Origin of the sequence: Actinomadura roseirufa, from assembly GCF_900659635.1 — a bacterium.
GTDB lineage: Bacteria > Actinomycetota > Actinomycetes > Streptosporangiales > Streptosporangiaceae > Spirillospora > Spirillospora roseirufa.
This window is the reverse complement of sequence record NZ_CAACVB010000002.1, coordinates 16,152-41,042: the sequence shown is the minus strand read 5'-3', so window position 1 is coordinate 41,042 and position 24,891 is coordinate 16,152. Positions and strand designations below refer to the sequence as shown.

Annotated in this window: 18 protein-coding genes; 5 read left to right on the top strand and 13 right to left on the bottom strand. The window is 70.2% G+C overall.

Features of this window, described 5'->3' with window-relative positions; genetic code table 11:
* Window positions 1-28: 28 nt before the first annotated feature.
* Window positions 29-1,705, bottom strand: coding sequence for an amidohydrolase (locus E1291_RS00675; protein WP_165494894.1), 1,677 nt, complete (start codon window positions 1,703-1,705; stop codon window positions 29-31).
* A 333-nt stretch (window positions 1,706-2,038) separates the two neighbouring features.
* On the opposite strand from E1291_RS00675, the gene E1291_RS00670 reads away from it, so the two are divergent.
* On the top strand, window positions 2,039-2,593 hold the full coding sequence (locus tag E1291_RS00670) for a helix-turn-helix domain-containing protein (protein ID WP_165494893.1): 555 nt from the start codon (window positions 2,039-2,041) through the stop codon (window positions 2,591-2,593).
* 94 nt (window positions 2,594-2,687) lie between these two features.
* Here the strand turns inward: E1291_RS00670 and E1291_RS00665 are convergent, their stop codons facing one another.
* Both E1291_RS00665 and asnB read right to left on the bottom strand, forming a co-directional pair.
* Window positions 2,688-4,298, bottom strand: a complete 1,611-nt coding sequence (locus E1291_RS00665) for an alpha/beta fold hydrolase (RefSeq protein WP_165494892.1) — start codon at window positions 4,296-4,298, stop codon at window positions 2,688-2,690.
* 168 nt (window positions 4,299-4,466) lie between these two features.
* Window positions 4,467-7,178, bottom strand: a complete 2,712-nt coding sequence (gene asnB, locus E1291_RS00660; RefSeq protein ID WP_131735533.1) for an asparagine synthase (glutamine-hydrolyzing) — start codon at window positions 7,176-7,178, stop codon at window positions 4,467-4,469.
* A gap of 540 nt (window positions 7,179-7,718) precedes the next feature.
* Here asnB and E1291_RS00655 point away from each other — a divergent pair.
* Window positions 7,719-8,072, top strand: coding sequence for a hypothetical protein (locus E1291_RS00655; protein ID WP_131735532.1), 354 nt, complete (start codon window positions 7,719-7,721; stop codon window positions 8,070-8,072).
* Between the two features lie 400 nt (window positions 8,073-8,472).
* Here the strand turns inward: E1291_RS00655 and E1291_RS00650 are convergent, their stop codons facing one another.
* Window positions 8,473-9,228, bottom strand: a complete 756-nt coding sequence (locus tag E1291_RS00650) for a GntR family transcriptional regulator (protein ID WP_131735531.1) — start codon at window positions 9,226-9,228, stop codon at window positions 8,473-8,475.
* A gap of 110 nt (window positions 9,229-9,338) precedes the next feature.
* Here E1291_RS00650 and E1291_RS00645 point away from each other — a divergent pair, with 110 nt between their 5' ends.
* Entirely contained in the window at window positions 9,339-10,526 is a 1,188-nt protein-coding gene (locus E1291_RS00645) for a pyridoxal phosphate-dependent aminotransferase (protein ID WP_131735530.1), read from the top strand.
* Window positions 10,527-10,640: 114 nt separating this feature from the next.
* On the opposite strand, the gene E1291_RS00640 is transcribed toward E1291_RS00645, so the two are convergent.
* From E1291_RS00640 to E1291_RS00610, 7 genes are all read right to left on the bottom strand, one after another.
* Window positions 10,641-12,155, bottom strand: coding sequence for a CoA-acylating methylmalonate-semialdehyde dehydrogenase (locus tag E1291_RS00640; protein WP_131735529.1), 1,515 nt, complete (start codon window positions 12,153-12,155; stop codon window positions 10,641-10,643).
* Window positions 12,156-12,237: 82 nt separating this feature from the next.
* Window positions 12,238-13,032, bottom strand: a complete 795-nt coding sequence (locus tag E1291_RS00635) for an SDR family NAD(P)-dependent oxidoreductase (protein ID WP_131735528.1) — start codon at window positions 13,030-13,032, stop codon at window positions 12,238-12,240.
* Entirely contained in the window at window positions 13,029-14,213 is a 1,185-nt protein-coding gene (locus E1291_RS00630) for a glycine C-acetyltransferase (protein WP_131735527.1), read from the bottom strand. The genes E1291_RS00635 and E1291_RS00630 overlap by 4 nt, the downstream gene beginning before the upstream one ends.
* A gap of 251 nt (window positions 14,214-14,464) precedes the next feature.
* Window positions 14,465-15,016, bottom strand: a complete 552-nt coding sequence (locus tag E1291_RS00625; protein ID WP_131735526.1) for a cysteine hydrolase family protein — start codon at window positions 15,014-15,016, stop codon at window positions 14,465-14,467.
* A complete protein-coding gene (locus tag E1291_RS00620) occupies window positions 15,013-16,341 on the bottom strand; it encodes an MFS transporter (RefSeq protein ID WP_131735525.1) in 1,329 nt (442 codons plus the stop codon). The genes E1291_RS00625 and E1291_RS00620 overlap by 4 nt, the downstream gene beginning before the upstream one ends.
* A gap of 8 nt (window positions 16,342-16,349) precedes the next feature.
* On the bottom strand, window positions 16,350-18,098 hold the full coding sequence (locus tag E1291_RS00615; protein WP_131735524.1) for a hydantoinase B/oxoprolinase family protein: 1,749 nt from the start codon (window positions 18,096-18,098) through the stop codon (window positions 16,350-16,352).
* Window positions 18,095-20,173, bottom strand: coding sequence for a hydantoinase/oxoprolinase family protein (locus E1291_RS00610; RefSeq protein WP_131735523.1), 2,079 nt, complete (start codon window positions 20,171-20,173; stop codon window positions 18,095-18,097). Before E1291_RS00610 ends, E1291_RS00615 begins: the two co-directional genes overlap by 4 nt.
* A 238-nt stretch (window positions 20,174-20,411) precedes the next feature.
* Here E1291_RS00610 and E1291_RS00605 point away from each other — a divergent pair, with 238 nt between their 5' ends.
* Entirely contained in the window at window positions 20,412-20,891 is a 480-nt protein-coding gene (locus E1291_RS00605; RefSeq protein WP_131735522.1) for a hypothetical protein, read from the top strand.
* Between the two features lie 52 nt (window positions 20,892-20,943).
* On the opposite strand, the gene E1291_RS00600 is transcribed toward E1291_RS00605, so the two are convergent.
* Window positions 20,944-21,681, bottom strand: coding sequence for an HAD family hydrolase (locus E1291_RS00600; protein ID WP_131735521.1), 738 nt, complete (start codon window positions 21,679-21,681; stop codon window positions 20,944-20,946).
* 238 nt (window positions 21,682-21,919) lie between these two features.
* On the opposite strand from E1291_RS00600, the gene E1291_RS00595 reads away from it, so the two are divergent.
* Window positions 21,920-22,633: a restriction endonuclease gene (locus E1291_RS00595; protein WP_131735520.1), complete on the top strand. Its 714-nt coding sequence runs from the start codon at window positions 21,920-21,922 to the stop codon at window positions 22,631-22,633.
* 94 nt (window positions 22,634-22,727) lie between these two features.
* Here the strand turns inward: E1291_RS00595 and E1291_RS00590 are convergent, their stop codons facing one another.
* Entirely contained in the window at window positions 22,728-23,678 is a 951-nt protein-coding gene (locus E1291_RS00590; protein ID WP_131735519.1) for an NHL repeat-containing protein, read from the bottom strand.
* Window positions 23,679-24,891 lie beyond the last annotated feature (1,213 nt).

Below are 24,891 nucleotides of genomic sequence, written 5' to 3'. Positions count from 1 at the left end.
TCGCTCGGACGGCTGCTCGTCGCGCCGGCTACCCGGCCCAGACCTGCTGGCCGCCGACCCAGGTGGAGAGCACCCGGGTCTCCCCGATCCGCTCGGGGGCCGCCGTGATGTCGGTGTCGAGGACGACGAAGTCGGCGAGCTGGCCCGGGACGAGCCGGCCCTTGCGGCCCGACTCGCCGGTGGCGTGGGCGGATCCGCGGGTGTAGATCGCCAGTGCGTCCCGCACGTCGATGCGCTGGTCGCCGCCCAGAAGGTTGCCGTTCACGGTGGTCCGCGTCGTCATCGACTGCATCGCGACCAAGGGCGACGGCGGGGTCACCGGGTAGTCGGACGACCCGGCCACGGGGATGCCCTCCTCAAGGAAGGAGCGGTGCGGGAGAGTCCTCTCCGCTTGTTCGAGACCGTAGAAGCGGGTCACCTGGTCGCCGTACTGCCGCATCAAGCCGCCGAACGGCACGGGCGTCACCCCGGCCGCGCGGATGCGTCCCATCAGCTCCCGGTCGGCCATGCTGGCGTGCTCGATGCGGTGGTTGATGCGCCTCTGATGCGGGTGCTTGCGCTGGGCCGCCTCGACGGCGTCCAGAACCTTCTGGATGGCCAGGTCGCCGTTGGCGTGCACGCAGATCCGGTCTCCCGCCGCGTGCACGCGTTCCACCAGGTCGTCGAACTCGCCGTCGTCGACGAGCTGGATGCCGTTGTCCTTGCCCGTCGCGCTCGCGTAGGGCTGCCTGCACAGGCACGTGCCGCCGCTGATCGCCCCGTCGTGCATGGTCTTGATGCCGACGTAGCGGAGCCGGTCGTCGCCGAAGCCCGCGGTGATGCCCAGCTCACGAGCGGTCTCGAAGTAGGTGTACCAGAGCAGCATGCCCACGCGGGGAGTGAGCCGCCCCTCGGCCCTGGCCTGGGCGTAGACCCCCCAGACGTTGGGCGTGACGATCGCGTCGCAGTAGGACGTGATGCCCAGCGAGTGCAGGTACTCGTTCTCCTCGACGAGGGCGTCCACGAGGGCGGGAAGGTCGGGCTCGCGCACCCAGGGCGCCCGGCCGGTGCCGGCCCAGAACGGAAGCAGGAACGCCTGCTCGTACAGCCAGCCGTCGAGCTCGCCGTCCACGGCGCGCCCGAGCTCGCCCCCGACCGGGTCGCGGGTGTCCCGGTCGTAGCCGATCGCCTCCAGGGCGGCACTGTTGACGACCGCGATGTGCCAGTTGAAGACGATGACGGCCACGGGCTGGGTGCGCGAGATCTCGTCGAGCGACCAGCGGTCGAGGCGCTGCCCCGGCTCGGTTCGCGCCGGGTCGTAGCCGGCGGCGATCACCCACTCGCCCGGTGCCGTGGTCGCCGCGAGCCCGGACAGCCGCGCCTTGATGTCGGCGAGCGAGTCCACGACGCCCGCGCTCACGTCGAGCCGAAGCCGGTTCTCGGCCGTGACCGACGGATGACAATGAGCGTCGTTGAACCCGGGCGTCACGAGCGCGCCGCCGAGGTCGACGTGGTCGCCGTCGGGGAACCGCGAGCGGAGCTCAGCGCTGTCTCCGACCGCCACCACCACGTCGTGGGCCACCGCGAACGCCGTCGGCCTCGCGCCGCCGTCCGCCAGCACGTGGGCGGCGTGGAAGACGCGGGTGCGGTCGTCGCCCGAGTCCGCGCCACCCGGCCCGGCGGGCTCCGGGAACAGTGTCGCGTCGAGGTTGCCGGTTCCGTCCATGGTGACCACTCTCTTATCGGCGAGCGAGCATGGTGAGGCCGCACCCCACCATGTAGAATTGTCTTTCATGGTAGAGGATTCTTGCCGGACGTTGCGTTGTCAAGGGTCGAACCCGACCCCGCATCCGCAGGTCACGTCCATGGGCAAGAGGCGGCCCTACGCCGGCACCCTTCTGCTCGGCGGCCCGAGTACCGGGTCCCTGGGAGCCGCCGGAGTACGGCCGCACCGCGAGCCGGCCGGCCGGCGCCACGAGGGGGCGCTCACCGTGCGGGCGGCCCACCGTGGAGGAAACGACTCGGCCGGGGCCGCCTCTCCCCCTGATATAGAGAAGGCGTGAGTAAGCAAAGCCTGGGCGGCCAGATCCGGTTCCGGCGTCAAGCGGCCGGTATGAGTCTCGACGACCTCGCCGGCCGCGTCGGCGTCTCCCGCGCGACCCTCTCGAAGATCGAGCGCGGCGAGCGGACGCCGACCCTGACCGCCGCCGTCGCCATCGCCGACACGCTCGGAATCCCCCTCCCCGTGCTGCTCGAGGGCGACGCCGCCGCCAGGCCCGAGGTCATGACCGACACCGATCCGCGGTCCTTCGTCGACCAGGCCACCGGCGTCGCCCGCGAGACGCTGTTCCAGCCCGCGGACGGCGTTGAGGTCGTCAGGTATCTCCTCCCGGCGGGCGCCTCGGCGGGCCCCTTCCACCCGCACAGCCCCGGGACCCGCGAACTGTTCGTCGTGGTCAGCGGCCAACTCCAGATCCGCGCGGGCCGGCACACACTCGACCTCACGACCGGCCAGGTAGCGGCGACGCCCGGCGACGTGGCACACCGCCTGCTCAACCCGGGAACATCCCCCACCCACATAGTCCTGACCATCATCCAACCGACGACGGACTGAGTCTCAGCACGGACGGAACACGACCAGCCGAAGGCGCTGATATGGGTGAAGGGCCCCGGGTTGCCGGGGCCCTTCGTGGGGTGCTAGTTCGTGATCAGGTTTTGGGCGTGGTCTGTGAGGGTGGGGTCGGGTCGGGTAGGCGGGAGACGTGGACGGTGGGCTTGGCGGGCAGTTTGTCCTGGAGCCAGTAGGCGTCGAAGTAGGAGTCGACGCCGCCCGCGCGGCGGTCGCCGCGGTGCACGATGCAGTGCGTGCGGTCGCCGTCCTGGACGACGAGGTGCGCCTTCAGGATCTTCTGCAGCTCCAGCGCGCCGGCGTAGGGAGTGGCCGCGTCGTTGGTGGCCTGGAACAGCAGGATGTTCTTGGGCAGGTCCCGCGTGTGGCCGACCTTGACCGGCGTGCCGGGCTTGGCCCCCCAGTAGAGGCAGGGCGCGTTGTACCAGGTGTTGTACCAGGCGTAGAACGGTGCTCTGCGGTCCATGCGGGACGCGTCGGCCTGCCATTTCCGCCAGTTCGACGGCCACTTCACGTCGCTGCACTGGATGGCGTGGTAGGCGGCGAACTCGTTGTCGTCGCTGCCGCCGGTGGTGCCGGCGCCGAAGGTGTCGAGGAAGGTGTCCAGGTCGCCGGACTTGTAGGCGGACAGGCCGGCGCCGTAGGTGTGCCAGACGGCCTGGCTGCGCTTGTAGGCGGCGTTCTGGATGTTGTCCACGAGCTCGGCCGGGCCTGCCGCGACGCCGTTCTTCACGACGGGCTTCTTGGTGAGCTTGGCCTCTAGGCCGTAGTAGAACTTGCGGACGGCCGCCTGGGTCTTGCCCAGGTGATAGTGGTCGTCGTATCGGGCCAGCCAGCCGAAGTAGTACTCCATGTTCTCGTTGAACGCGACGTTCTGGCCGGCCTGGGCGCCGTACCAGACGCTGCTTGGGCCGACATTGCCGTCCAGGGCCATTTTGCCGACGCGCTTGGGGAAGACCGTGGCGTAGACCTGGCCGAGGTAGGTGCCGTAGGAGCCGCCGTAGTAGTCGAGCTTCTTGTGACCCAGGGCGGCTCGGATGGTGTCCAGGTCGCGAACCGAGTCGATGGTCTTGCTGTGGTCGAGCAGGTTCACCGGGGAACCCTTGCCGTATTTGCGGGCGCAGGCGTCGGCGTACGACTTCGACCGCTTCAGCCAGGTCGCCATGAGCTTGTCGCCCCCGTGACCGTAGGGCGGCCGGGGGGCGTTGGTGTTGTTGGTGTCGCAGCTGAGTGCGGGCTTGCTGAAGCCGATGCCGCGCGGGTCGAACCCGATGACGTTGTAGGCGGCCTGCATCGGCGCGGAGTTGCCCGCATAGACGGCGGGCCCGAACAGGGAGCCCTTGGCGCCTGGGCCGCCCGGGTTGACCACGATGTCGCCCTTGGCCTTGCCGGTGCCCTGGTGCGGGGTCCGGGTCAGCTGGAGCGTGATCTTCTGGCCGTCCGGGTGGGCGTAGTCCAGCGGGACGTTCAGCTCGGTGCACTGAATGATTTTGGAGACCGCCACCGGCCCGAGGCGGTCATAGGGCTTGGCGCCGTTGACGATGTCGGTACTGCACCCATGCCACTTCAGGGACGCGGGACGAAACGCCCTGGGCTCGTCCGTGCGCGCGAGCACGCTGGTGGCCCCGAGGACACCGACTCCGGTGATACTCAAACCGGCCGCCGCGGCCGCGACGACAATCTTCTTCACAAATCCCCCGCTCGGTTCGCACAACCATGTGGCGAGCCAAACGCTATGGCGCGGCGGCGAGACACCCCATGAGGCTGACAGGCGATATCGGGGTGGGGATAACCCCACCGGCGGGTGCCTCTGCGGCCGAACCGGAAGGGGCCCTCAATTCGGCGGACGGTGGCCGTCTCAGCTTCGGTGCGCCGGAGTCTCCGCCTGCTGGGACATGCCGACGATCGCGAATGGGGTGAGCTGCCTGGCCTGGCCGAGGGGGTTGTCGGCGAAGGCGGCGGCGAGGACGTCGGGTTCGAGGGACGTGTCGTGTCCGAGGATGTTGGTGCCCAGGTCGTTGGCGTCGACGATGGCCGTTCCGGCGTGCCAGGTGGCGACGTGCGGCGGAACCACCGCGCGGACCGCCGCGGTGACCTTCCGCGCGACGTCGTCGGGGTCGGCCGGCGCCAGCTTCGCCGAGACGTTCGCCGGGTAGGCGGAGTACTGCGTCGGCCCGTCGATGGCGCGCACCGAGGGGCCCGCGACGCGGTAGAACAGGCCCGCGCGGCCGACGAGCTTGCCCGCGACGCTGACCGCGGCGGCCGTCAGCACGCGCGGCAGCCCGGCCTCCCCGATCGCCAGCTGCATCGTCGCCGGATGGGCCAGGCCGATTCCGTGGTCGGAGCGGTGCACGCACCGGCAGATGGTCCGGGCCCACCATCCCGGGTGGACGTCCCAGACGAACGATGAGCGGCCCTGGCCGATCGCGACGACCTTCTCGGAGATGAACAGCAGCCAGGGCTTGCCGCGCATGCCGGACGCCAGGTCCGGGGCCTCCAGAGGGAGGCCCGCGAAGAAGGCGGCGACGCGTTTGGCGGCGAGGGCGCCGATGTCGTCACCGGCTTCGATATGGCCGGTTTGCAGAGGGAGCCGGGTCCATGTCCAGCCACCGCCCGGCAGGACGAGCCGCTTGCCGTCGTTGGGCTCGTAGTCGCTCTTGACGGTGTCCTGGTCCTGTTGCGTTTCGTCGAGGGAGGGATAGGAGGACGGGTCGGCCGGGTCGCAGTCGATGAACTCCCGCAGCCAGAGCTCGGTGTTGAACAGCCGCCAGAACGTCATGGTGTCGGCGCCGGCCTCGCCGCGCAGGAAGGCGTGGAAGGCGGTGAGCACCGCCTCCTGGTCGAAGTAGGGCCGCGCCGCGAACGTCTCGGAGGCGAAGACGTTGCTGACGTGCCCGGACATCGCGCGGAGCCAGGCGTCCTCCGGCGCGGTGAACCCGATCTTGTCGCGGCGGGTGCGGATCTGGCGGGGCAGCAGGTTCCTCGTCGCGTCCCGCAGCGCTCGCTTGTTCCAGCCGCCGGACAGGATCGCCGTGTCGTCGAGGCTCCACAGCAGCCGCATCAGGTCGGTGTCCAGGAACGGGACGCGGCCTTCGATCGAGAACCGCATCGTGTTGCGGTCCTCGGCGCGCAGCAGGGCGGGCAGGCTGTGGCGGAAGGTGTCGTCCAGCAGGCGCGCCTTGAGGTCGTCGCGGTTGACGGTGAAGGTCTCCCCCGCGTGGGCCTCGCGGAACCCGGCCGCCAGCAGGTCGGTGACGGGCGCGCGGCGGCGGCGCCGCAGACGCTCGCCCACCCGGGTGCGTCCCAGCCGCCACAGCACGTCACGTGCGCTGATGAGCTCGACGATCGCGCGGCCGCGTCGTCCCCGCCGCCACAGCTGCCTGATGTGCACCCAGTAGAAGGGCACGTATCCGGCCATGAGCTCGTCTGCTCCCTGCCCGTCCAGCATGACCGTGACGTGTTCGCCGGCGGCGCGCATGACCCGGTACTGGGCGTAGGGGCCGGTGGAGACCACCGGTTCTTCCTGGGTCCGCACGAAGTCGGTGAGGTCGGAGACGAACTCCGCCGCCTTGGGGTGGACCTTGTGCACGCGGAGGTCCACGCAATTGTCGGCGACCACGTCGACGTAGCGTTCCTCGTCGTTGCATTCGCCGGGGAAGACCGCGGAGAAGGTCTGCTGCGCCACGCCCACGGCGCCGGCCGCCTCGTCGGACGAGGCGAGCAGGTCATTGATCGTCGTCACGATCGTCGAGGAGTCCAGACCGCCCGACAAGGCCGTGCCCACGGGGACGTCGCTGACCAGACGATCCCGGATCGCGCGGCGCACGACCTGCTCGAAGGCCCGGCGCGCCCGCCGATCGTAGGGCCGGTGTCCCGCGCCCTTGCGCAGATCCTCGTACAGCGTGGTGTAGGTGTGCGGCCTCACGTCCCCATCAGGGGAGATCACCGCGCACTGCCCGGGCATCAGCCGCGTGATCCCGGCGAAGAAGGTGTTCGGGGTGTCGTCATGCACACGGAAACGCAGGTATCGGTACAGCGTCGTCTCGTCGGGGACGCGTTCCACCAGCCCGGTGGCCAGCAGAGGCTTGATCTCGCTGGCGAACAGCACCTTGCCGTCGCCGTACCGGGCCAGATACAGCGGCTTGATACCGAAGTGGTCCCGGGCAAGGGTCACCTGCTCGGTCTCGGTGTCGACGATGGCCAGGGCGAACATGCCATTGAAGCGGTCGAAGGCGCCGGTGCCCCACTGCGTCCACGCGGCCAGGACTACTTCGGTGTCGGAGTTGGTGTCGAAGGAGTGACCGAGCTGGACGAGTTCGGTGCGCAGTTCGCGGTAGTTGTAGACCTCACCGTTGTAGACGAGCACGTATCGCCCGTCGCGGGAGTACATGGGCTGGGTCCCGCCGAGCCTGTCGATGATGACGAGCCGCCGGTGCGCGAGTCCGGTGCGCGCCGTTGTGAAGAAACCGGAGCCGTCCGGTCCGCGGTGTTCCTGGGCGGCGGCCATTCTCCGCAGCACGTCTTCGCCCGATTCGCCGGTGATTCCTACGTAACCCGCCACACCGCACATGTCGCGATACCCCCAGGTTGCCGGTTTCCTTCGGAAAGACGCACCAGCGCCACACCCGCCAATCTCCCCCAACATCAGCCAAAGCACACCAAGCACATATTTTGAGTCGGTGATTGTGCGGCATTCACGGTCACTCACCCACCCGCATTCCGCAAAATGCAAGTAATAAATACCGCACGGCGGCGCGGGTCCCCTGATATCTCAGTGCGTCCCGGGGGGGGGTGAGGTCGCAGGTCGCGGCGCCCTGGCCATGGCCCGGCGCCAGGACGGGCTCGGCCCGCGTCCGGCCGCCTCCGCAGCCAGACCCAAGGTAAAGACATCACAATCGACTTGCTGATATCTCAGGCTGTTCGTAGTGTGATGTTAGTAATCAGCTCAGCAACGAAGAGTTAAGACATGATCCTCGACCGGCCGGCCGGCGAGCCGGCACCGACATCGGCGACACCCTCATCGGCGTCATCGCACCAGGCCAGGCCTGGGACGGCGGTCCACACGGGCCCGGCGGGTGAGGGCAGGTCCACGGCCCCGCATGGTGATCACATGATTTCGAAGAAGACGACGCCGGAAGACACGCCCGGGGGGATCATCGATCTCTGGGAGCCGACGGCGGTCCATGAGCTCACCGACCAGCACGCGATCAGCGTGCTGGGCGCGGAGCTGCGAGTGCGGGACTGCCGGCCGGCCGAGCGCGGCGGCGATTTCTTCATCCTCGAGGCGACCAAGACCGAGGATCCCCCGCACGGCGGCACGGCGACGGGCCTCGTGGTCGTCGAGGTGGACCGCAACCGCACGGTCCCCGCCCGCATCATCGGCGACGGCACACCAGCCCACGCCCCCGATCACGACGGCTCACACCCCCACCACTGCGCCCCCACCTCCACATGGACCCTCTGACCAACGGCCGAGACCGAAGCCAGAGCGCGGCCCCACAGACTGCCTGAACTGAACCTCAGCCGAAACGCGAGCACGCCACCCGACCGGCGAAGCAAAGCCGAAGGCGAGCCCCGCCGAGAAGACCGCGATTCACGCCCGCACAAGCCCAGTCACGACCCGAACCGCCAGACGAGAACGCGAACCAGGAACGCGATCAACAAGCGCCGACAACCCCACGAAACGCCTGAACTGGGCCTCAGCCGTCACGCGAGCGCGCGACCTGACCGGTGGGGGCGACGCCGGAGGCGAGCCCCCACCGGGAAGATCGCGAAGCGATTCGCGCTCGCACAAGAACGGTCACGAAGCGAGCGCCAGCGAGCGAAGTGGGCCGGGCTTGAAGTGAACACGGCCGGGCTTGCAATCAACTCGGCATCTCGATGTGCGCTCGGCTGATGGAGACGCTCTTGGCCAGGACCTTGAGGATGTCGTGACGCACACGCTCACACCGCTTGTGCATGGCCGCGCGGGCGCCTTCCGGGTCCCTCGCGCGCAACTGCTCGTAGATGCTCTCCAGCTCGCCGGGCGGACTCGCGATCTCGGGTTCGATCAGCGCGGCCATCCGCAGGACCCGCTCCAGCTCGTCGAGCACGTCGACGATCGCCTTGCTGAAGCGGCCGTTGCCGCTGAAGTTGGCGATGATGGCCTCGAACTCGATCCCGGCCCGCAGCGAGTCTTCGAGTTCCACCTCGCCCGCGGCGAGGGCGAAGGGCACCCTGGACAGCTCGTGGAGCCGTTCGAGCGCCGGGGCGTCGACGCCCTGGCGGGCGGCGGCGGCCGCGGCCTCGCCGGACAGCAGCGCCCGCAGGCCGCAGAGGTCGTCGGTGTCCTGGAGCGTGACCGGGCTGACGACGTAGCCCGCGCGCGGAAGCGCCTGCACGAGCCCGTCGCGCCGCAGCCGCGCGAGCGCCTCGCGCACCGGCGTCTTGCTGACCTGCCATTTCTGCGCGAGCGACGTCTCGGTGAAGCTGCTGCCGGGCGGCAGGGTCAGGTCGATGATCTGGCGCCTGATCGCCCGGTACGCCTGGCTGGTGCGGTCGAGACCGTTCTCCTCTTGACCGAGCAGCAGCAGCGCCGGGATGTGCGGCGTTCCCGTGATCAAAGAATGGATGTCTTGCACACCTTCAGCGTACCACCGAGGGCCTGTTGATACAGCAGTATCACCGTGTGAGCGACCATACAAAGATATTTGATCAGGTGGTTGATATCTCAAGGTGATATAGTGCATATATGCTGCGATCTACCACAGGCCCCTGGGTCCTTCCCGCCGCGACCGAACTCCCCGTCATGGGCGCGATGAGCATGCGCGAACGCGCGGCTCGGAGCGAACGCGACGGGGTGCGGATTCTCCCGATCGCCGGAGCGCCGGTCCTTCCGATGCCCGAGCACGTGCGCCGGGCCGTGGCGGAGGCGATGACGCGGCCCGACCCGCGCGACACCCGTGGCGTCCCCGAGCTGCGGGCGGCGATCGCCGCCGATCTGGAGCGCGAGCACGGCCTTCGCATCGATCCCGAGCGCCGCCTCCTGATCACGCATGGGGCCATGCAGGGGCTCGCCATCGTGCTGCGCACGGTGCTCGCCCCGGGCGACGAGGTGATCGTGCCGACCCCCACCTTCTTCTTCGACGGGACGATCCGCGAGGCCGGCGCGACGCCCGCCTTCGTCCCGTCCCGCGAGTCCGAGGGGTGGGCCATCGACCTCGCCGGACTGGAGGCCGCCGTCACCTCCCGGAGCCGCGCCATTCTCCTGTGCAACCCGAACAATCCGACGGGTTACCTCCCCGACGCGGAGACGATCGCGGCGGTGGTCGACATCGCGGCGCGCCACGGGCTGCTCGTCATTTCCGACGATTCCTGGCAGCACTTCACGTTCGACGGTCATCGCTACCACCCGGTGGAGGTCCTCGCCGATCGCTGGCCGCACATGGTCACCGTCACGAGTCTCAGCAAGGGCTATGCGTTCGGGAGCTGGCGAGTCGGTTACGTCCTGGCGCCGCCGCACATCATCGACGCGCTCGAATGCCGCTTCCAGTGGGAGTCGGCGTGGTGCGGAGTGGTCCCGCAGCGGGCCGCGGTCGCCGCGCTGACCGGGCCCCGCGACTGGCTCGACCCGACGCTCGCCGCGTACCAGGCCAGGCGCGACCTCGTCTGGGACGGCGTCGTCGCGAGCGGCCTCGGCGAGCCCGTGCGTCCCACGGGCGGCGCGTTCATGCTCGTCGACTGCTCCCGCCTCGGCGACACGCCCGAGGAGATCGATCGCGTGCTCCTGCGGAACGGAATCGCGGCGGTCCGCGGTGGCGACATGCACGCCCCCGGCACGCATGTCCGGATCAACTTCGGCTCGGACGAGCAGTTGCTCAAGGAACTGGTCGGCGGCCTCGCTCAGGCCGTTCGCGAGTCCGCGGGAACCCAGCTGTAAGACGGCCCCCGGTTCCTCACCGGGGACGGTCCGAAAGGCAACGGTCCTGACTCCCACCCGGCGGGCGGGGGTCAGGACCGTGGCACCGCTGTGACCGGCGAACCGCAGTGGTGGTCAGACCGCCGTCGGGAAGTGGAGGTCGCCGCGGTCGTGCGAGCCGTCCGCCGTCTCCTCGGGCCAGCGAGTGGTGACGACCTTCGCGCGCGTGTAGAACGCGATGCCCTCGGGGCCGTGGATGTGATGCCCCCCGAACAGCGAGTCCTTCCAGCCGCCGAAGGAGTAGAACGCCATGGGCACCGGGATCGGGACGTTGACGCCGATCATCCCGACCTGCACCGACCGCTGGAAGGTGCGCGCCGCCTGGCCGCTGGAGGTGAAGATCGCCGTGCCGTTGGCGTACTCGTTGCCGTTGATGAGGTCGATCGCCTCGGTGAGCGAGCCGACGCGCAGGACGACGAGCACCGGGCCGAAGATCTCGTCGCGGTACACGTCCATCTTCGGCGTGACGTGGTCGAACAGGGTGGGGCCGACGAAGAAGCCGTCGCCCCGGACGTCGATCTCGCGCCCGTCGACCACGAGGTCGGCGCCCGCATCGACGCCGGAGCCGATGTAGCCCCTGACCCGCTCGAGCGCCTCGGGCGTCACGACCGGGCCCATCTCCGACCCGGCCTCCAGCCCCGGCCCGACCTTGATCGCCCGCGCCTTCTCGCGCAGCCGCCCGATGAGCGGCTCGGCCGCGTCGCCGACCGCGACGGCGACCGAGATCGCCATGCAGCGCTGGCCCGCCGAGCCGTACGCGGCCGCGATCAGGTGCTCGGCGGCGCGGTCGAGGTCGGCGTCGGGCAGGACGACGGCGTGGTTCTTGGCGCCGCCGAGCGCCTGCACGCGCTTGCCGTTCGCGGTCCCGCGCTCGTGCACGTACCGCGCGATCGGCGTCGAGCCGACGAACGACACCGCCGCGACGTCCGGGTGGTCGAGGAGCGCGTCGACCGCGACCTTGTCGCCGTGGACGAGGTTGAAGACGCCGCCCGGCAGGCCGGCCTCGGCGTACAGCTCGGCGACGAGGTTGCACACCGACGGGTCGCGCTCGGAGGGCTTGAGGACGAACGTGTTGCCGGTCGCGATCGCGATCGGGTGCATCCACAGCGGGACCATCGCGGGGAAGTTGAACGGCGTGATCCCGGCGCAGACGCCGAGCGGCTGGCGGAAGGAGAAGAGGTCGACCTCGGTCGAGACCTGGTCGGAGTACTCGCCCTTGAGCAGCTGCGGGATCCCGCAGGCGAAGTCGATCACCTCCAGGCCGCGGACGACCTCGGCCCTGGCGTCGTCGAGGACCTTGCCGTGCTCGGCGGAGACGAGCCGCGCGAGGTCGTCGGTGTGCTTCTCGACGAGGTTGCGGAAGGCGAACATCAGCCGCGAGCGGCGCATGACGGAGGTGTCGGCCCAGCCCGGCAGGGCGGCCTTCGCCGCCTGGACCGCGGCGTCGACGTCGGCGACCTCGGCCAGGAGCACGTCGGCCTGGTGCTCGCCGGTCGCGGGGTTCCAGACCCGGGCGGTGCGGGTCGACACGCCGGCGGTCTCGACGCCGCCGATACGGTGCTGGATCGTCCTGACTGCCTCTGTGCTCACGGGCTGCTCGCTTTCTCGTTGGATCAAGGTGGGTCTGGGGGCTGTGCTCGGCGTCCTCGTGTCCGTCCCGCTCGCCGCCGCGTCAGACGATCAGGTCGCCGCCGTTGATGTCGACGGCGGCGCCGGTGATGTAGGCCGCCCGGTCGGAGGCCAGGAAGGCGACGAGTTCGGCGACCTCCCACGGCTCCCCGACGCGGGGCACCGGGAACGTCCCGGCGGCGTGTTCGAGCGCCCCTCCGGGCAGCACGGAGCGCGCCATCGGCGTGTCGATGAGCCCCGGGCAGACGGCGTTCACCGTGATCCCGTCGGGTCCGTACGCCTTCGCCAGGTGGCGGGTGAGCCCGAGGACTCCGTGCTTGGACGTCGTGTAGTGCGCGCCCCCGGCGGTGCTGATGGTCTTGCCCGCCGTGGACGAGAAGTTGACGATCCGTCCCCAGCCGCCGCCGCGCATGGCGGGCAGCGCCGACCGGCAGCACAGGAACGTCCCGTCCACGTTGACCGCGAGCACGCGGTTCCACTCGGCCGGGGTGATGTCCTCGAACGCCGTCGGCGGTGCGATGCCCGCGGCGTTGACCAGGATGTCGAGCCGTGATCGCTCGGCCAGCAGCGAGGCGAACGCGCGCTCGATCTGGTCGCCGTCGGTGACGTCCACGGTGGCCGTCAGGACGCGGTCCGCCGGCAGGTCCAGCGCCGACGCGAGCTCGGTGGGGCCGGGCACGGCGAGGTCGAGGACCATGACGGTCGCCCCGCGGCGGGCCAGGGCGTGCGTGGTCGCCAGGCCCATGCCGCTCGCGCCGCCGGTCACGACCGCGACCCGGCCGGCGAGCTCGTGGTCGTCGGCGGTGGTGGGCGCACGGAACCCTTCGGCGGCGCTCATGCGCGGGCCAGGACGCCGCGGGCGCGGTCGAAGGCTCCGGCCGCGAGGTCGAGTTGCTCGGGGGTGTGCGACGCCGAGACCTGGAGCCGGATCCGCTCCTCGCCGGCCGGGACGACCGGGTGCGTGAGCGCGAAGGCGAGGACGCCCTCGTGGCGGAGCGCCGCCGCGACGTCACGGGCCACCGAGCCGCCGCGCAGCATCACGGGGATGATCGGGTGCTCGCCCGGCAGGACCTCGTAGCCGAAATCCAGCAACGCCCCGCGGAGCCGGGCGGTGTTGGCGGCCAGGCGTTCCCGCAGTTCGGGACGGCCTCGCGCGATGCGGATCGCGGTCAGCGCCGCGACGGCCAGCGGCGGGGCCATCGCGTTGGTGAAGATGTACGGACGCGAGACCTGGCGCAGCGTCTCCACCATCTCGCGGGGACCGGCGGCGAAGCCGCCCGCCGCGCCGCCCAGCGCCTTGCCGAGCGTGCCCGTCAGCACGTCGACGCGGCCGGTCAGCCCGAAGTGCTCGGCGGTGCCCGCGCCGGTCGCGCCGAGCACGCCCGTGGCGTGCGAGTCGTCGACCAGCAGCGCCGCGTCGTAACGCCACGCCAGCTCGCAGAGCCGGGGCAGTGCGGCGATGTCGCCGTCCATGCTGAAGACGCCGTCGGTGACGATGAGCCGGTGGCGTGCGTCCGCGGACTCGGCGAGGCGGCGTTCGAGGTCGTCGAGGTCGGCGTGCGCGAAGACGAACCGGCGGGCCCGCGCCAGCCGGATCCCGTCGATCAGGCTGGCGTGGTTGAGCGCGTCGCTCACGACCACGTCGTCCGGGCCGAGCAGGGCGTTGAAGACGCCGAGGTTGGCGTCGAAGCACGAGCCGTAGAGGACGGCGTCCTCGGTTCCGGCCAGCTCGGCGATGCTCGCCTCAAGCCGGCGGTGGACGTCCCGCGTGCCGCTGAGCACGCGTCCCGCGGCGACCCCGAGCCCCATGTCGCGCAGAGCGCGCTGGGCCGACTCCAGGACCTCGGGGTCGGCGGCGAGCCCGAGGTAGTCGTTGGAGGCGAGGTTCACGAGCGTCTCGCCGTCCACGCCCAGGGTCGGTCCCTGGGCGCCCGAGACCACGAGGTCGCGACGCAGCCCCGTGGTCACCCGGCGTTCGTCGAGCTCCGTCCGGAGCCGGTCCAGCAACGTGGTGTTCACGCTTGCCCGTCTCCTTCGTCGTTAGGGCGATCGCATACACCGGAGGTTATCATATCAATTCTCCGCATTGATATATCAGCCAGGCGCGTACGTATGGCAATGTTCGAAATAGCCCGTGCATTTCGTGGCGTCTCGCAGCCGCACCCGATTGGGGCTTCCGGGAGACAGGTCCGTGCCCACGGCCGCGTGCTCGCGGACGCGGCCGTGGGCGGCCTTGGCCTGGACCCGAACGCGCTACCGGAGACCGGTCATCAGGATTCCGCGCGCCACTCGGCGCACGACACGACCTCGATGCCGCGGCCGGGGAAGACCGCGTCCATGAAGAAGTCGTGCACCGCCGCGTCGCCGTCGGCGCAGCCGTCGCGCAGCACGGTCACCTGATAGCCGCGGTCCGACGCGTCGTAGCACGTCGCGGCCACCATCGCGCTGGTCGCGACCCCGGCGATCACCAGGTGGTCGACGCCGCGGGCGCGCAGGACGAGGTCGAGGTCCGTCCCGGCGAACGCGCTGGCGCGGCGCTTCAGCACGACGACGTCCTCGTCCGCGACCGGCAGGTCGAGCTCGGTTCCGGGCGTGCCCTCGTGGAAGGCGTCTCCGGCCTCGTAGAAGGACTTGAGCAGGGCGCTGCCCGGCGGGACGTCGGCTCCGTTGCCCCGGAAGGCGAAGTGCACGAAGACGACGAGGTCGCCGGCCGCGCGGGCGCGCGGGAGCAGACCGGTCAGCGGCGGCACGACGCCCCGGGCGAACTCGAAGCCCCCCGTGATGCCCTTCTGGATGTCGCCGATGATCAATGCGGTGGTCACGACCGTCCTCCGTACAGCTTCTCTATGCGGCGCCCCACGGTGAGCAGGACGCCGATTCCAATGATCATGATGATGGCGATGGTCAGCAGCGCGTAGGTGAAGCTGCCGGTCGTGTCCTCGATGTATCCGGTGAAGTACGGACCGGCGAATCCGCTGAGGTTGCTGACCGAGTTGATGAGCGCGATCCCCGAGGCCGCCGCCGCGCCGGTCAGGCCGATCGCCGGGATCCGCCAGAACTGCGGCATCGCGGTCATGAGCCCCGCGACGCTCAGGCAGACCGCCGGGACGAACAGGGCGCCGTTGTCGGCGAAGGTCGCCAGCAGCAGCCCCGTCGCGCCGAAGACCATCGGGACGACCGTGGCCGAGACCGCCGACCTGCGGGCGGCGAAGCGGGCCCACGAGAGCAGGGCGATGATGGCCACCGAGTACGGGATCGCCGACAGCAGCACGCTGTCGACGTCCCCGGCGCCCTCGATGCCCTTGGTGATGGAGTCGATCATCTGGGGCAGGAAGAACGCCAGCGGGTAGAGGCCGAACGCGATCGCGGACCACGCGACGGCCATCGCCCACACCCGGCCGCTGGTCAGCGCCTGGGTCAGCCCGGTGGGGGCGCCCTGGGCGCGCTGCTCGGCGGCCTCGGCGGCCAGGACCGCCTCGATGGCGTCCTTCTCCCGCTCGTCGAGCCAGCGCGCCTGCCGGGGGCCGTCCGGCAGCAGGACGAAGATCAGCACGCTGACCACGACGGTCAGCGCGCCCTCGACGAGGAACAGCGACCGCCAGCCCGCGATGCCGAACAGGTCCCGGCCCCACGAGATCAGCGCGGCGGCCAGCGGAGCGCCGATGATCGAGGAGATCGGGGTCATCAGGAAGAACCCCGACAGCGCCCAGGAGCGCTGCTTGCGCGGGAACCAGAACGTCAGGTAGAGCAGGATTCCGGCGGCCAGGCCGGCCTCGGCGAACCCGAGCAGGAGCCGCGCGACGTACAGGGCGCCCGCCGAGTTCACGGCCGCGGTCGCGGCCGTGATCGCGCCCCATGTGATCATGATGCGGGCGATCCACTTTCGCGCGCCGAACCGTTTCAGCATCATGTTGCTCGGCACTTCGACGAGCACATAGCCGATGAAGAACAGCCCGGCGGCGAGACCGATCTGGCGGCCGTTGAGTCCCAGGTCGTGCGACATGGGCTTGGCGATGTAGCCGACGTTGGCACGGTCGATGTAGCTGGCCACGTAGGCCACACCGATCAGGGGGATGATGCGCAGGCCGACCTTACGCCAAGTGCGGGGCGAAATGGCGTCGGGGGTGGTGTCGGCGGTCGAGGTCATGCGAGCTCCTACTCCGCGAGCAGAGACGGGCCGTCTGCGGCGCTCGATCGCGCCTCAGCGCGCGACGCGGCGGTCGCGCTCTCATCGATGACGTCGTCCCTGATGACGACGCCGTAGTCACGTTCGGCACCCTCCTGGGTGACCTTGCCGTCGAGGACGTCCTCCAAGACGCGCTCCGGCTCGCGCTCGAAGGGGCTGCCGTGCCCACCGCCGCCGGCGGTCACGTGCCGGTGCCGGTCGCCCGCGGTCATCGCGAGGTGCGGCTTGGACTCCAGCAGGCGTTCGCCGGGCCCGCCGAGGTTCAGCACGTTGAGCGAGGGCGACCCCTGCGCGCCGCCGGCCAGCCCGTAGGGCAGGAACTTCCGCCGGTCCGACCTGATCTGCACGGTGACCTCGGGCGCCAGGATCGTCATGTCCCGGAAGGTCGCCAGGCCACCGCGCCAGCGCCCCGCTCCGCCGGAGTCGGGGAGGTAGCCGTAGCCGTCGATGCGGATGTGACCTGAGCGCTCCAGCTCCTCGATCGGGGTGTTGGTCAGGTTCGCGCCCAGGCAGCTGATCCCGTCCACGCCGTCACGGTCCGGACGGGCGCCCCACGCGCCGGACAGCGGGTCCCACAGCACGGTGGACTCGCCGTCCTCTCCGACGAGGCCGATCGCGATTCCGTCGGGTCCGCCGTCTCCGGCGGACGGCACCCGGCCGGGGAACACCGGGGCGAGCGCGCCCAGCACCGCGTCGATGATGCGGAAGCCCACGAGGCCGCGCGCGCCGCGCGCCGAGGGCCGCCGCCCGTTGAGGATGGAGGCGTCCGGGATGACGAAGCTGAACGGCCGGTAGAAGCCGCTGTTGGCCGGGATGTCCGAGGCGAGGACGCCCTGGAGGGCGGCGTAGGCGGCCGATCGGGTGAAGGAGTCCGTCGCGTTGAGCGCGGAGTCGACCTGCGGGGACGAGCCGGTGAAGTCGAGCTCGATCCCGGACTCCGACAGCGTGGCCTTCACGGCGATCGGGATCGGCCCCGAGCCGAGGCCGTCGTCGTCGATGTGGTCGGTGAACTCGTAGGTGCCCGGGACCGCCTCGGCGAGCGCGGCGCGCAGCAGGGTCTCGGAATAGTCGAGCAGCTCGTCGATGAGCTCGTTGAGCCGTTCGACGCCGTGCCGCGCCGCGAGCTCGCGCAGCCCCTCGGCCCCGGTGTGACCGGCCGCCAGCTGGGATTCGAGGTCGCCGCGCAGCAGCTCGGGTTCGCGGACGTTGCGCAGGATCAGCCGCAGCAGCGACTCGTTCGTGACGCCGGCCTCGACCAGGCGCAGGGGCGGGATCTGGATCCCCTCGGCGAAGATGCTCTTGGACTGGACGGCCATGGAACCGGCCGCCCAGCCGCCCACGTCGGTGTGGTTGACGACCGTGACCGAGAAGCCCAGGAGCGTCTCTTCCTGGAACACCGGGGAGAACACGAAGATGTCCGGCAGGTGCATGCCGCCCAGGGACGGGTCGTTGAGCAGGTAGACGTCGCCGGGCCGGATCTCGTCGCCGAACTCGTCGAAGACCGCCTCCATCGCGGCCGGAATGGAGCCCAGGTGCACCGGGAGGGTGTTGGCCTGGGCGATGATCCTGCCCTGGGAGTCGCAGAGGGCGGCGGAGAAGTCCATGCTGGACGCGACGAGCTGGGAGTGCGCCGTCCGCAGGATCGTGATCGCCATCTCGTCGGCGAGCCCGGTGACGGCATTGCGGAAGACCTCGAAGGTCACGGCGTCGCGGATCATGCGGCACTCCAGGTGATGACGATGTTGCTGAACTGGTCGCGGTGGACCCGGGCGCCGGGCGGGACGAGGGTGGTGGCGTCCATGTCCTCGATGATCATCGGCCCGTCGACCGGCTCGGTGCCGAGGTCGGCCCGTCCCACGACGGGCGTGGTCACGGTCTCGGCGAACCGGCATTCGCGGGTGGTGGGCTCGTTGCCCTCGGCGATGGGGAGGCTCAGCACGTCCGCGATGGAGACGGGGGTGGCCAGCCGGCCGCGGACCCGGAGATTGACCAGCTCGACGAGCTCGTCCGTCCCGGCCCGGCCGTAGGTGCGCTCGTGCTCGGCGTGGAACCGCGCCCGCACCTCGGCGAGCAGGCCGTCGGTGAACTCGCCGTCGGGCACCCGGATGCGCAGCTCGAACCGCTGACCGCGGTAGCGGACGTCCAGCAGCCGGTCGACGACCGCGTCCGCCCCCAGCTCCTCGCTCACCTTCGCCGCGAGCCGCTCGAACTCCTCGGCGAGCGCGCTCACCTCGGCGAACTCGGGCCGGTACGGGGTGAGCTCGTGAAGCTCGGTGTCGGCGACGAGCAGGCCCAGGCTGCTGAACAGGCCCGGGTGCACGGGCACGATCACGGTCGAGATGCCCAGCTCGCGGGCCAGCGCGGCGGCGTAGAGCGGGCCGGCGCCGCCGAAGGCGACCATGGTGGCCTCGCGGGGGTCGCGACCGCGCTCGCTGGTCACCGCCTTGACCGCGGTGGTCATGCTCGACACCGCCACCTGGTACGCGCCGCGCGCGGTGGCGGGCACGTCGCCGCCGAGCCGCTCGGCGGCCGACGACAGCGCCTTCGCGGCCAGGTCGGGGTGAATCGTCACGCGGCCGCCGGCGAGGGCCTCCGCGCTGAGGTATCCGAGCGTCACGTTGGCGTCGGTCAGGGTCGGCAGCTCACCGCCCTTGCCGTAGCAGGCGGGGCCGGGGAGCGCGCCGGCGCTGGCGGGGCCGACATGGAGCGCGCCCGCCGCGTCGACGGAGATGATGCTGCCGCCGCCGGAGCCGACCTCGGCGATGTCGATCGATGGTGCCCGCACCGGATATCCGGCACCGGAGCTGATGCCGCGGGCGACGTTCATGCCGCCGCCGACCTCGTAGTCGGCCGAGACGAACGGCTCACCGTTCTCGATCAGCGACGCCTTCGCCGTGGTCCCGCCCATGTCGAACGCGACCACCGTGGACAGGCCGACCAGCCGGGCGAGCTTCTGCACCGCCGTGACACCGGCCGCGGGGCCGGACTCGATGATCTGTACCGGCCGGCGCCCGACCGAGCCCGCGTCGAGCAGTCCCCCGCTGGACTGCATGACCAGCAGCGGGGCGCTCACCCGCTCGTCCCGCAGCGCCGCCTCCAACCGGGTGAGGTAACCGTGCACGGCCGGGCCGATGTAGGCGTTGACCGTCGCGGTGCTCGTGCGCTCGTACTCCTGGAGCTGCGGGGAGACATCGACCGACGCCGTGACGTACACGCCGGGAAGCTCGGCTCGCAGCAGCTCGGCGACCCGCCGCTCCTCGTCGGGGCGGGCGTAGGAGTTGATCAGGCAGACGGCCACCGCCTGGATCTCGTCCTCGCGCAGCCGGGCCGCCAGCGCGCGCACCTCGTCCTCGGCGGCCGGCGGCTCCAGCCGTCCGTCGGTCATGATCCGCTGGTCGAGCTCGTACCGATGCCGGCGCCGCGCCAGGGGCTCGGGCTTGGACCAGGCGAGGTCGTAGAGCACCGGCCGCCGCAGCCGCCCGATCTCCAGCACGTCGCGGAAACCGCGGGTGGTGACCACCGCGGTGCGGACGCCGTTCTTCTCCAGGATCGCGTTGGTGGCCACGGTCGTGCCGTGCAGCATCGCGATCACGGCCTCCGGCCGGACCCCGGCCGAGGAGAGCACGGCGGTGGTCGCCGACACCACGCCCGCGCCGTAGTCCGGCGGGGTGGACGGCACCTTCATCGGGACGACCTCGCCGGCCGGGCCGAGGGCGATCACGTCGGTGAAGGTCCCGCCGATGTCGGCGCCGACTCGCCAGCCGGCTGGTCGAAGATCGCGACTGAGGGGCACTGAGATCTCCTTCGTTCAACGAGCGACTGGGATCACAGTACGAGTGAGTTAAGATATCAGCAATGCTCCGTTGCTGTTTTTTACCGACTCCGGTGATATAGCTACACTGGGTAAGGGAGAGCTACGGTGTGTATGACCCGCCCTTGGCGGCGGCCCTGGCGGCACCGGACCCACCGCTGATCTCCGGCCGCGCGGAAACGCGCTGGCTCCGCCACGCCCCAGCAGCGATCATGAGTCGGTGGACGTCATGGTGCAGTGGGTACGCGTCTATTGGACGAAGCGGTCCCGCGGAGGATCGGGAGCCGTCCGGCGGAGCGCGCTCCCCGAGGCGTTCCTCCTCCCCGAGGTCACGCCGCCCTTCGTCCACGAAGTGCTCCTGCTGGAGCGGGACGGCTTCGTGCCCCGCATGACCGTGACCGACGGTGTCCCGCCCAACGCGGAGGTCGAGCTGACCGAGACCGGCGGCCGTCTCCAGGTCCGTCTCGCCGGCCGGGAGCCGCCCGAGTGGGCGAACAACGGACTCGACCTCGCCTGGCGGCCGCGGGCCGTCACCCTGCGGCCCCGGCAGACCGTGCGCTGGCAGATCAACCACCGCTTCGTCACCAAGCGCGGGTGGTACTACCGGCTCGATACCCTCAACGTCTGCTACGGCCGGCGCACGGCCGAGCTCTTCCTCCGGCCGCCGACCCACCGGGTCGACGAGCGCTCACAACTCTGATCCGGCCACCGCGCGGACGCGGCTGTTACGTGTCGAGGGTCGGGAGAGCCGATCAGGTGCTCGTCCGTGACAGGTGATCGGGGAGGTCGGTGAGCCGCTCGATGCGGAGTACCGTCCCGTCCGCCGCCGATGACGGCCCACCGGTGACGAAGTCGATGCCGCGATCCAGCCAGATGCCCCCGAGCCCGGCGAGGACGGCCGCGTTCACGTCGCTCTGCAGCATGTCGCCCACGTTGACCGCGTGCGCGGGGTCCGTCCGCATCCACCGGCAGGCGGTGACGAAGGCGAGAGGGTCGGGCTTGGCCGCACCGAGTTCGGTGGGGGTCAGGACAGCTTCGAAGTAGTCGAGGAGGCCGAAGCGCGCGAGCTTGGCGCGCTGCTGCTCGGGGTCCCCGTTGGTGAGGACGGCCAGACGCAGCCGTTGGGGAAGCCGCTTCAGGCTCTCCAGACACGGCCGGACATCGGGATAGCACCGCCAGGACGCCTCGAACACGGTGAGGTAGCGCTCGGCGAACCAGGCGTCCAGAAGGGCCGGGCTGTCCGGAACCGGCTCGCCCAGCATCGGCAGGAAGGAACGGAGCCTGCGCCGGTGGTGCTCGGCGAAGGAGCACTCGCCGGCCAGGTACTGCCGCATGTGCCGCGCCTCCAGCGTCCACCACGACGTCACCAGTTCCTCCGGTGGAGCAGTCGCGGCCGGCGCGGCCCGGACGATCTGGCCGATCGCCTCCAGGACCGCGCCCCGATGATCGACCAGCGTGCCGTCCAGATCGAAGAACACCACATCCGCCATAGGAGGATCATCTCCCGGCACCCGAGGTGCGGTCTCCCTCTCGAATTCGCGGAGCTACGGGACCGTCTCCGCGTCCGGGGCTCCTCGATCACCTTTCCGAGCCGGGGGATGAGGCAGATTCGCCTGGCTCGCGGTCAACAGGTTTCTTACTGTCCTGGATTCGCGGCGGATCCTGTCGGCCCCGCGTGTTTCGATCCTGACCACAGGCCCGTCACGGGCGGGTTGACAGGAGGAGCGCATGGGTCGCGACGTGTCCAAGGAGGAGTACGGCGGCCTGCGGCCTTGGTGGCTGCCAGGCTGGTTGCCCTCGCCCAAGAAACCGCACAGCGGTAAGGAATGGGGCACCTGGGCGTTCTTCCTCCTGATCTTCATCTGGGCGCTCGACGTTCTGTGGCGCCTGTCGATCACCTACTGGTATCTGGCGCTGCCGGCTCTCGCGGTCATCGGTTTCGGCGCCGAGCGCTACTGGCGGTCGCTGTGGGCGGCCGAGCAGGAACGCCGCGAAAGGGTCACCTCCTACAGCCTGACGTTCGAGCAGATGCGCGATATGCATTGGCGGGACTTCGAGATCGCGGTCATGCGGCTGATGCGCCGCGATGGGATCGCCGCGGAGCACACCGGCAAGGCCGGTGACTTCTCCGTGGACGTCACCGGCTACGACCCCGTCCTCGGCGAACGCTGGATAGTGCAGGTCAAGCACTATGGCCCGAAGAACAAGGTCAAGTCCGATGACGTCCAGAAGGTCGCGGGAGCCGCCTGGCCCATCTACCAGGCCCGGAAAATGCTCGTCGTCACCACCAGCGGATACACCCGCGACGCCTGCACCTTCTCCGCCAAAGCCGGGATCCACCTCATCGGCAAGGCCGACCTCACTCGTTGGGCCACCGACGGGGTCCACCTGCATGACGTCCTCGGCATCACGCCGGACGCCCGTTACGGAACCGCCGGCTAGAACGCGCGACCTCCGCATTGCGGGCCACGGTGTTCTCAGGCACGGGCGGAGGGTCCGATCCGGGTGGACAGCGATCGGCGCTCACGACCGCCGGTCAGGGACGGGGGATGGCGACGGCGTTGTACGAGACCTGAGGGGTCGGCTCCGTGGTGAACGCCTGGATGTTGGGGAGGTACAGCCGCGACCCGAAGGCGGCGACGGTCGTCGGCAGGGCGAGCCGGGGGTCCGTCACGCGCCGTACGACGCGTCCGTCGGTCCCCTCGGCGTTCAGCCGCAGCACGGCCACGGTGTTGAGCCGGTTCTGCACCGCGTACAGCGTCCGGCCGCGCAGCAGCAGACCGTCCCCTTCCGGCAGCGACTCGCCGTGCAGGTTCACCCGGCGGGTCGTGCCGCTCGCCGGGTCGACGCGGAAGAGCCCGCCGGTGTTCGACTGGACGACGATCAGGCCGCGGCCGTCCGGCGTCGGGGTGATCCCGTTGGCGTTGAAACCGGCGCTGTCGGGGCCGTCGTGGTACACGAGGTCACCGGTGAGCGGGATCCGGATCGCGGCGGAGGGGAGATTCCCACCGCGCAGGGGGAGCTTGTAGAGCACCGGGTTGGTGGAGTCGGTGAACCAGGCCGCGCCCTGGGTGAGTATGACGTCGTTGACGAACGCCGGGCCGGTCGCCAGCCGGTAGGAGGCCAGGACGCGTCCGGTGCGGGTGTCGAGGACGCGGGCGTCACCGCCCATGCCACCGGCCACGAACAGGCGTCCGCGCGCATCGGTCTTCACTCCGAGGGCCTGCGTGCCGGGCCCCCGGCTGAGGATCGCGCCGCGCCCGGTGCGCAGGTCGGCGCGGTAGATGGAGCCGTCGGCCATGGAGCCGACGTAGGCGAACGGACCGGGTCCGGTCGCGATGCCCTCGGGCTTGAACCCGTTCGGAAGGCGGATCTCGGCCGGGAACGCCGCCGGATCCGGACGGTGGGACACGGCCGCCTGCGCCGGGACGCTCACCGTGGCGGCCAGCCCGAACACGAGCAAGGCGGAGACTTTCGCGCGCAGCATTGCACAACCTCTCAACGTTGAAGTGTTCAACGCCGGAGACGCTATTCCAGCGACACCTTGATGTCAAACAGTTCAGCGTTGAGAGATTCTGTGCGCTTGGCCGCGCACTCGGCCGGTGTCCTACGGACATCCGTGGCGTAGCGTGGAGGTGCCCTGGAGCAGAAGGGCGAGAGGTACGGTCGCGGCCATCGGGGGGTGGCGGTGCGGTTGGACGCAAAGGCGTCAGCAGGCCCACGTCGACGGAGGTCCGGCTCCCGGCGGGGGCGTTCATGGTCCGTCACATGCCACCTGATCCGCACCGCGGGGCCGCGGACCTCCACCCTTGGGAGCCGGTCCCCTCCAGCCGGACGCGGGCGGCGGCGCCCGCGATGGACACGTCCAAGGTCAAGTGCGCCAAACACCGCGTTCGGTCACGATTCACCAGCGGTATAGCGACACTTATCAATGCAGGCAATTTACTGGCCCAGAGGTTAAGTCGTGGCTTGTTTGCCGACCGACCTGTGCGTTTTCTGGCCGAGCCACATTTGTCAGGTCGCGCGGTTGACATTCGGCGGGCGACTAGAGAAGATCCAGAGGTACAGTGGAGAGGCCACAGCTCATGGAGTTGATGTGCCCACCTTTTCTTATCGGTCCGTACCGGCACCCCCCGGCATACCCGCCGGGATCCTGTCGTTAGAGGTTCACCACTACTTGACCTCGCGCGAAACTTCGAGGTCGAAGCCGCGAACCCGCCCCGCGATGAGGGCGCACTCCAAAACCCCGGGACATGACGGAGAGGCCGGCCCCCACCGGCTCCCATCACCCCGGCGGAGCACGACCGATCGTGGCATTCCGGCACCCCTTCCCCGGCGGTCCGAGCCGTCTCGCGTGCCATGGCCCTCGCCCCCTCGACCCGCACCGCCGTGTCCCGGCGACCGTCCGGCCGCCCCGGGACGGGCACCGCGCGCCGCGTCCGCTCGACATGGCGCCGATCCAGGTCCGCACGCGCCCGCGAGTATCCGCCCCCTGGCGGGGAACATGCGAAACTTCACGTTTACCGAACGGCTCTCCGGCCGATGAAGCCCATCTATCGCGCGGCCCTTTGAGGAGGAGCCGATATCCGGCCGGTGAAACATCTGAAACATCGTGGCGCACTGTCCGAGTCGAAAGGGCCTGGAGATGGCCGAAATTCGCCTGGCCGGGCGATGTCGCACCTGCTGAGAATCGATCCCAG

What these genes read in the sequence shown, in the direction of transcription:
- E1291_RS00675 (WP_165494894.1), bottom strand. Translation starts at nt 1,705, where the DNA reads ATGGACGGAACCGGCAACCTCGACGCGACACTGTTCCCGGAGCCCGCC.
- asnB (WP_131735533.1), bottom strand. Translation starts at nt 7,178, where the DNA reads ATGTGCGGTGTGGCGGGTTACGTAGGAATCACCGGCGAATCGGGCGAA.
- E1291_RS00655 (WP_131735532.1), top strand. Translation starts at nt 7,719, where the DNA reads ATGATTTCGAAGAAGACGACGCCGGAAGACACGCCCGGGGGGATCATC.
- E1291_RS00645 (WP_131735530.1), top strand. Translation starts at nt 9,339, where the DNA reads ATGCTGCGATCTACCACAGGCCCCTGGGTCCTTCCCGCCGCGACCGAA.
- E1291_RS00635 (WP_131735528.1), bottom strand. Translation starts at nt 13,032, where the DNA reads ATGAGCGCCGCCGAAGGGTTCCGTGCGCCCACCACCGCCGACGACCAC.
- E1291_RS00620 (WP_131735525.1), bottom strand. Translation starts at nt 16,341, where the DNA reads ATGACCTCGACCGCCGACACCACCCCCGACGCCATTTCGCCCCGCACT.
- E1291_RS00615 (WP_131735524.1), bottom strand. Translation starts at nt 18,098, where the DNA reads ATGATCCGCGACGCCGTGACCTTCGAGGTCTTCCGCAATGCCGTCACC.
- E1291_RS00600 (WP_131735521.1), bottom strand. Translation starts at nt 21,681, where the DNA reads ATGGCGGATGTGGTGTTCTTCGATCTGGACGGCACGCTGGTCGATCAT.
- E1291_RS00595 (WP_131735520.1), top strand. Translation starts at nt 21,920, where the DNA reads ATGGGTCGCGACGTGTCCAAGGAGGAGTACGGCGGCCTGCGGCCTTGG.
- E1291_RS00590 (WP_131735519.1), bottom strand. Translation starts at nt 23,678, where the DNA reads ATGCTGCGCGCGAAAGTCTCCGCCTTGCTCGTGTTCGGGCTGGCCGCC.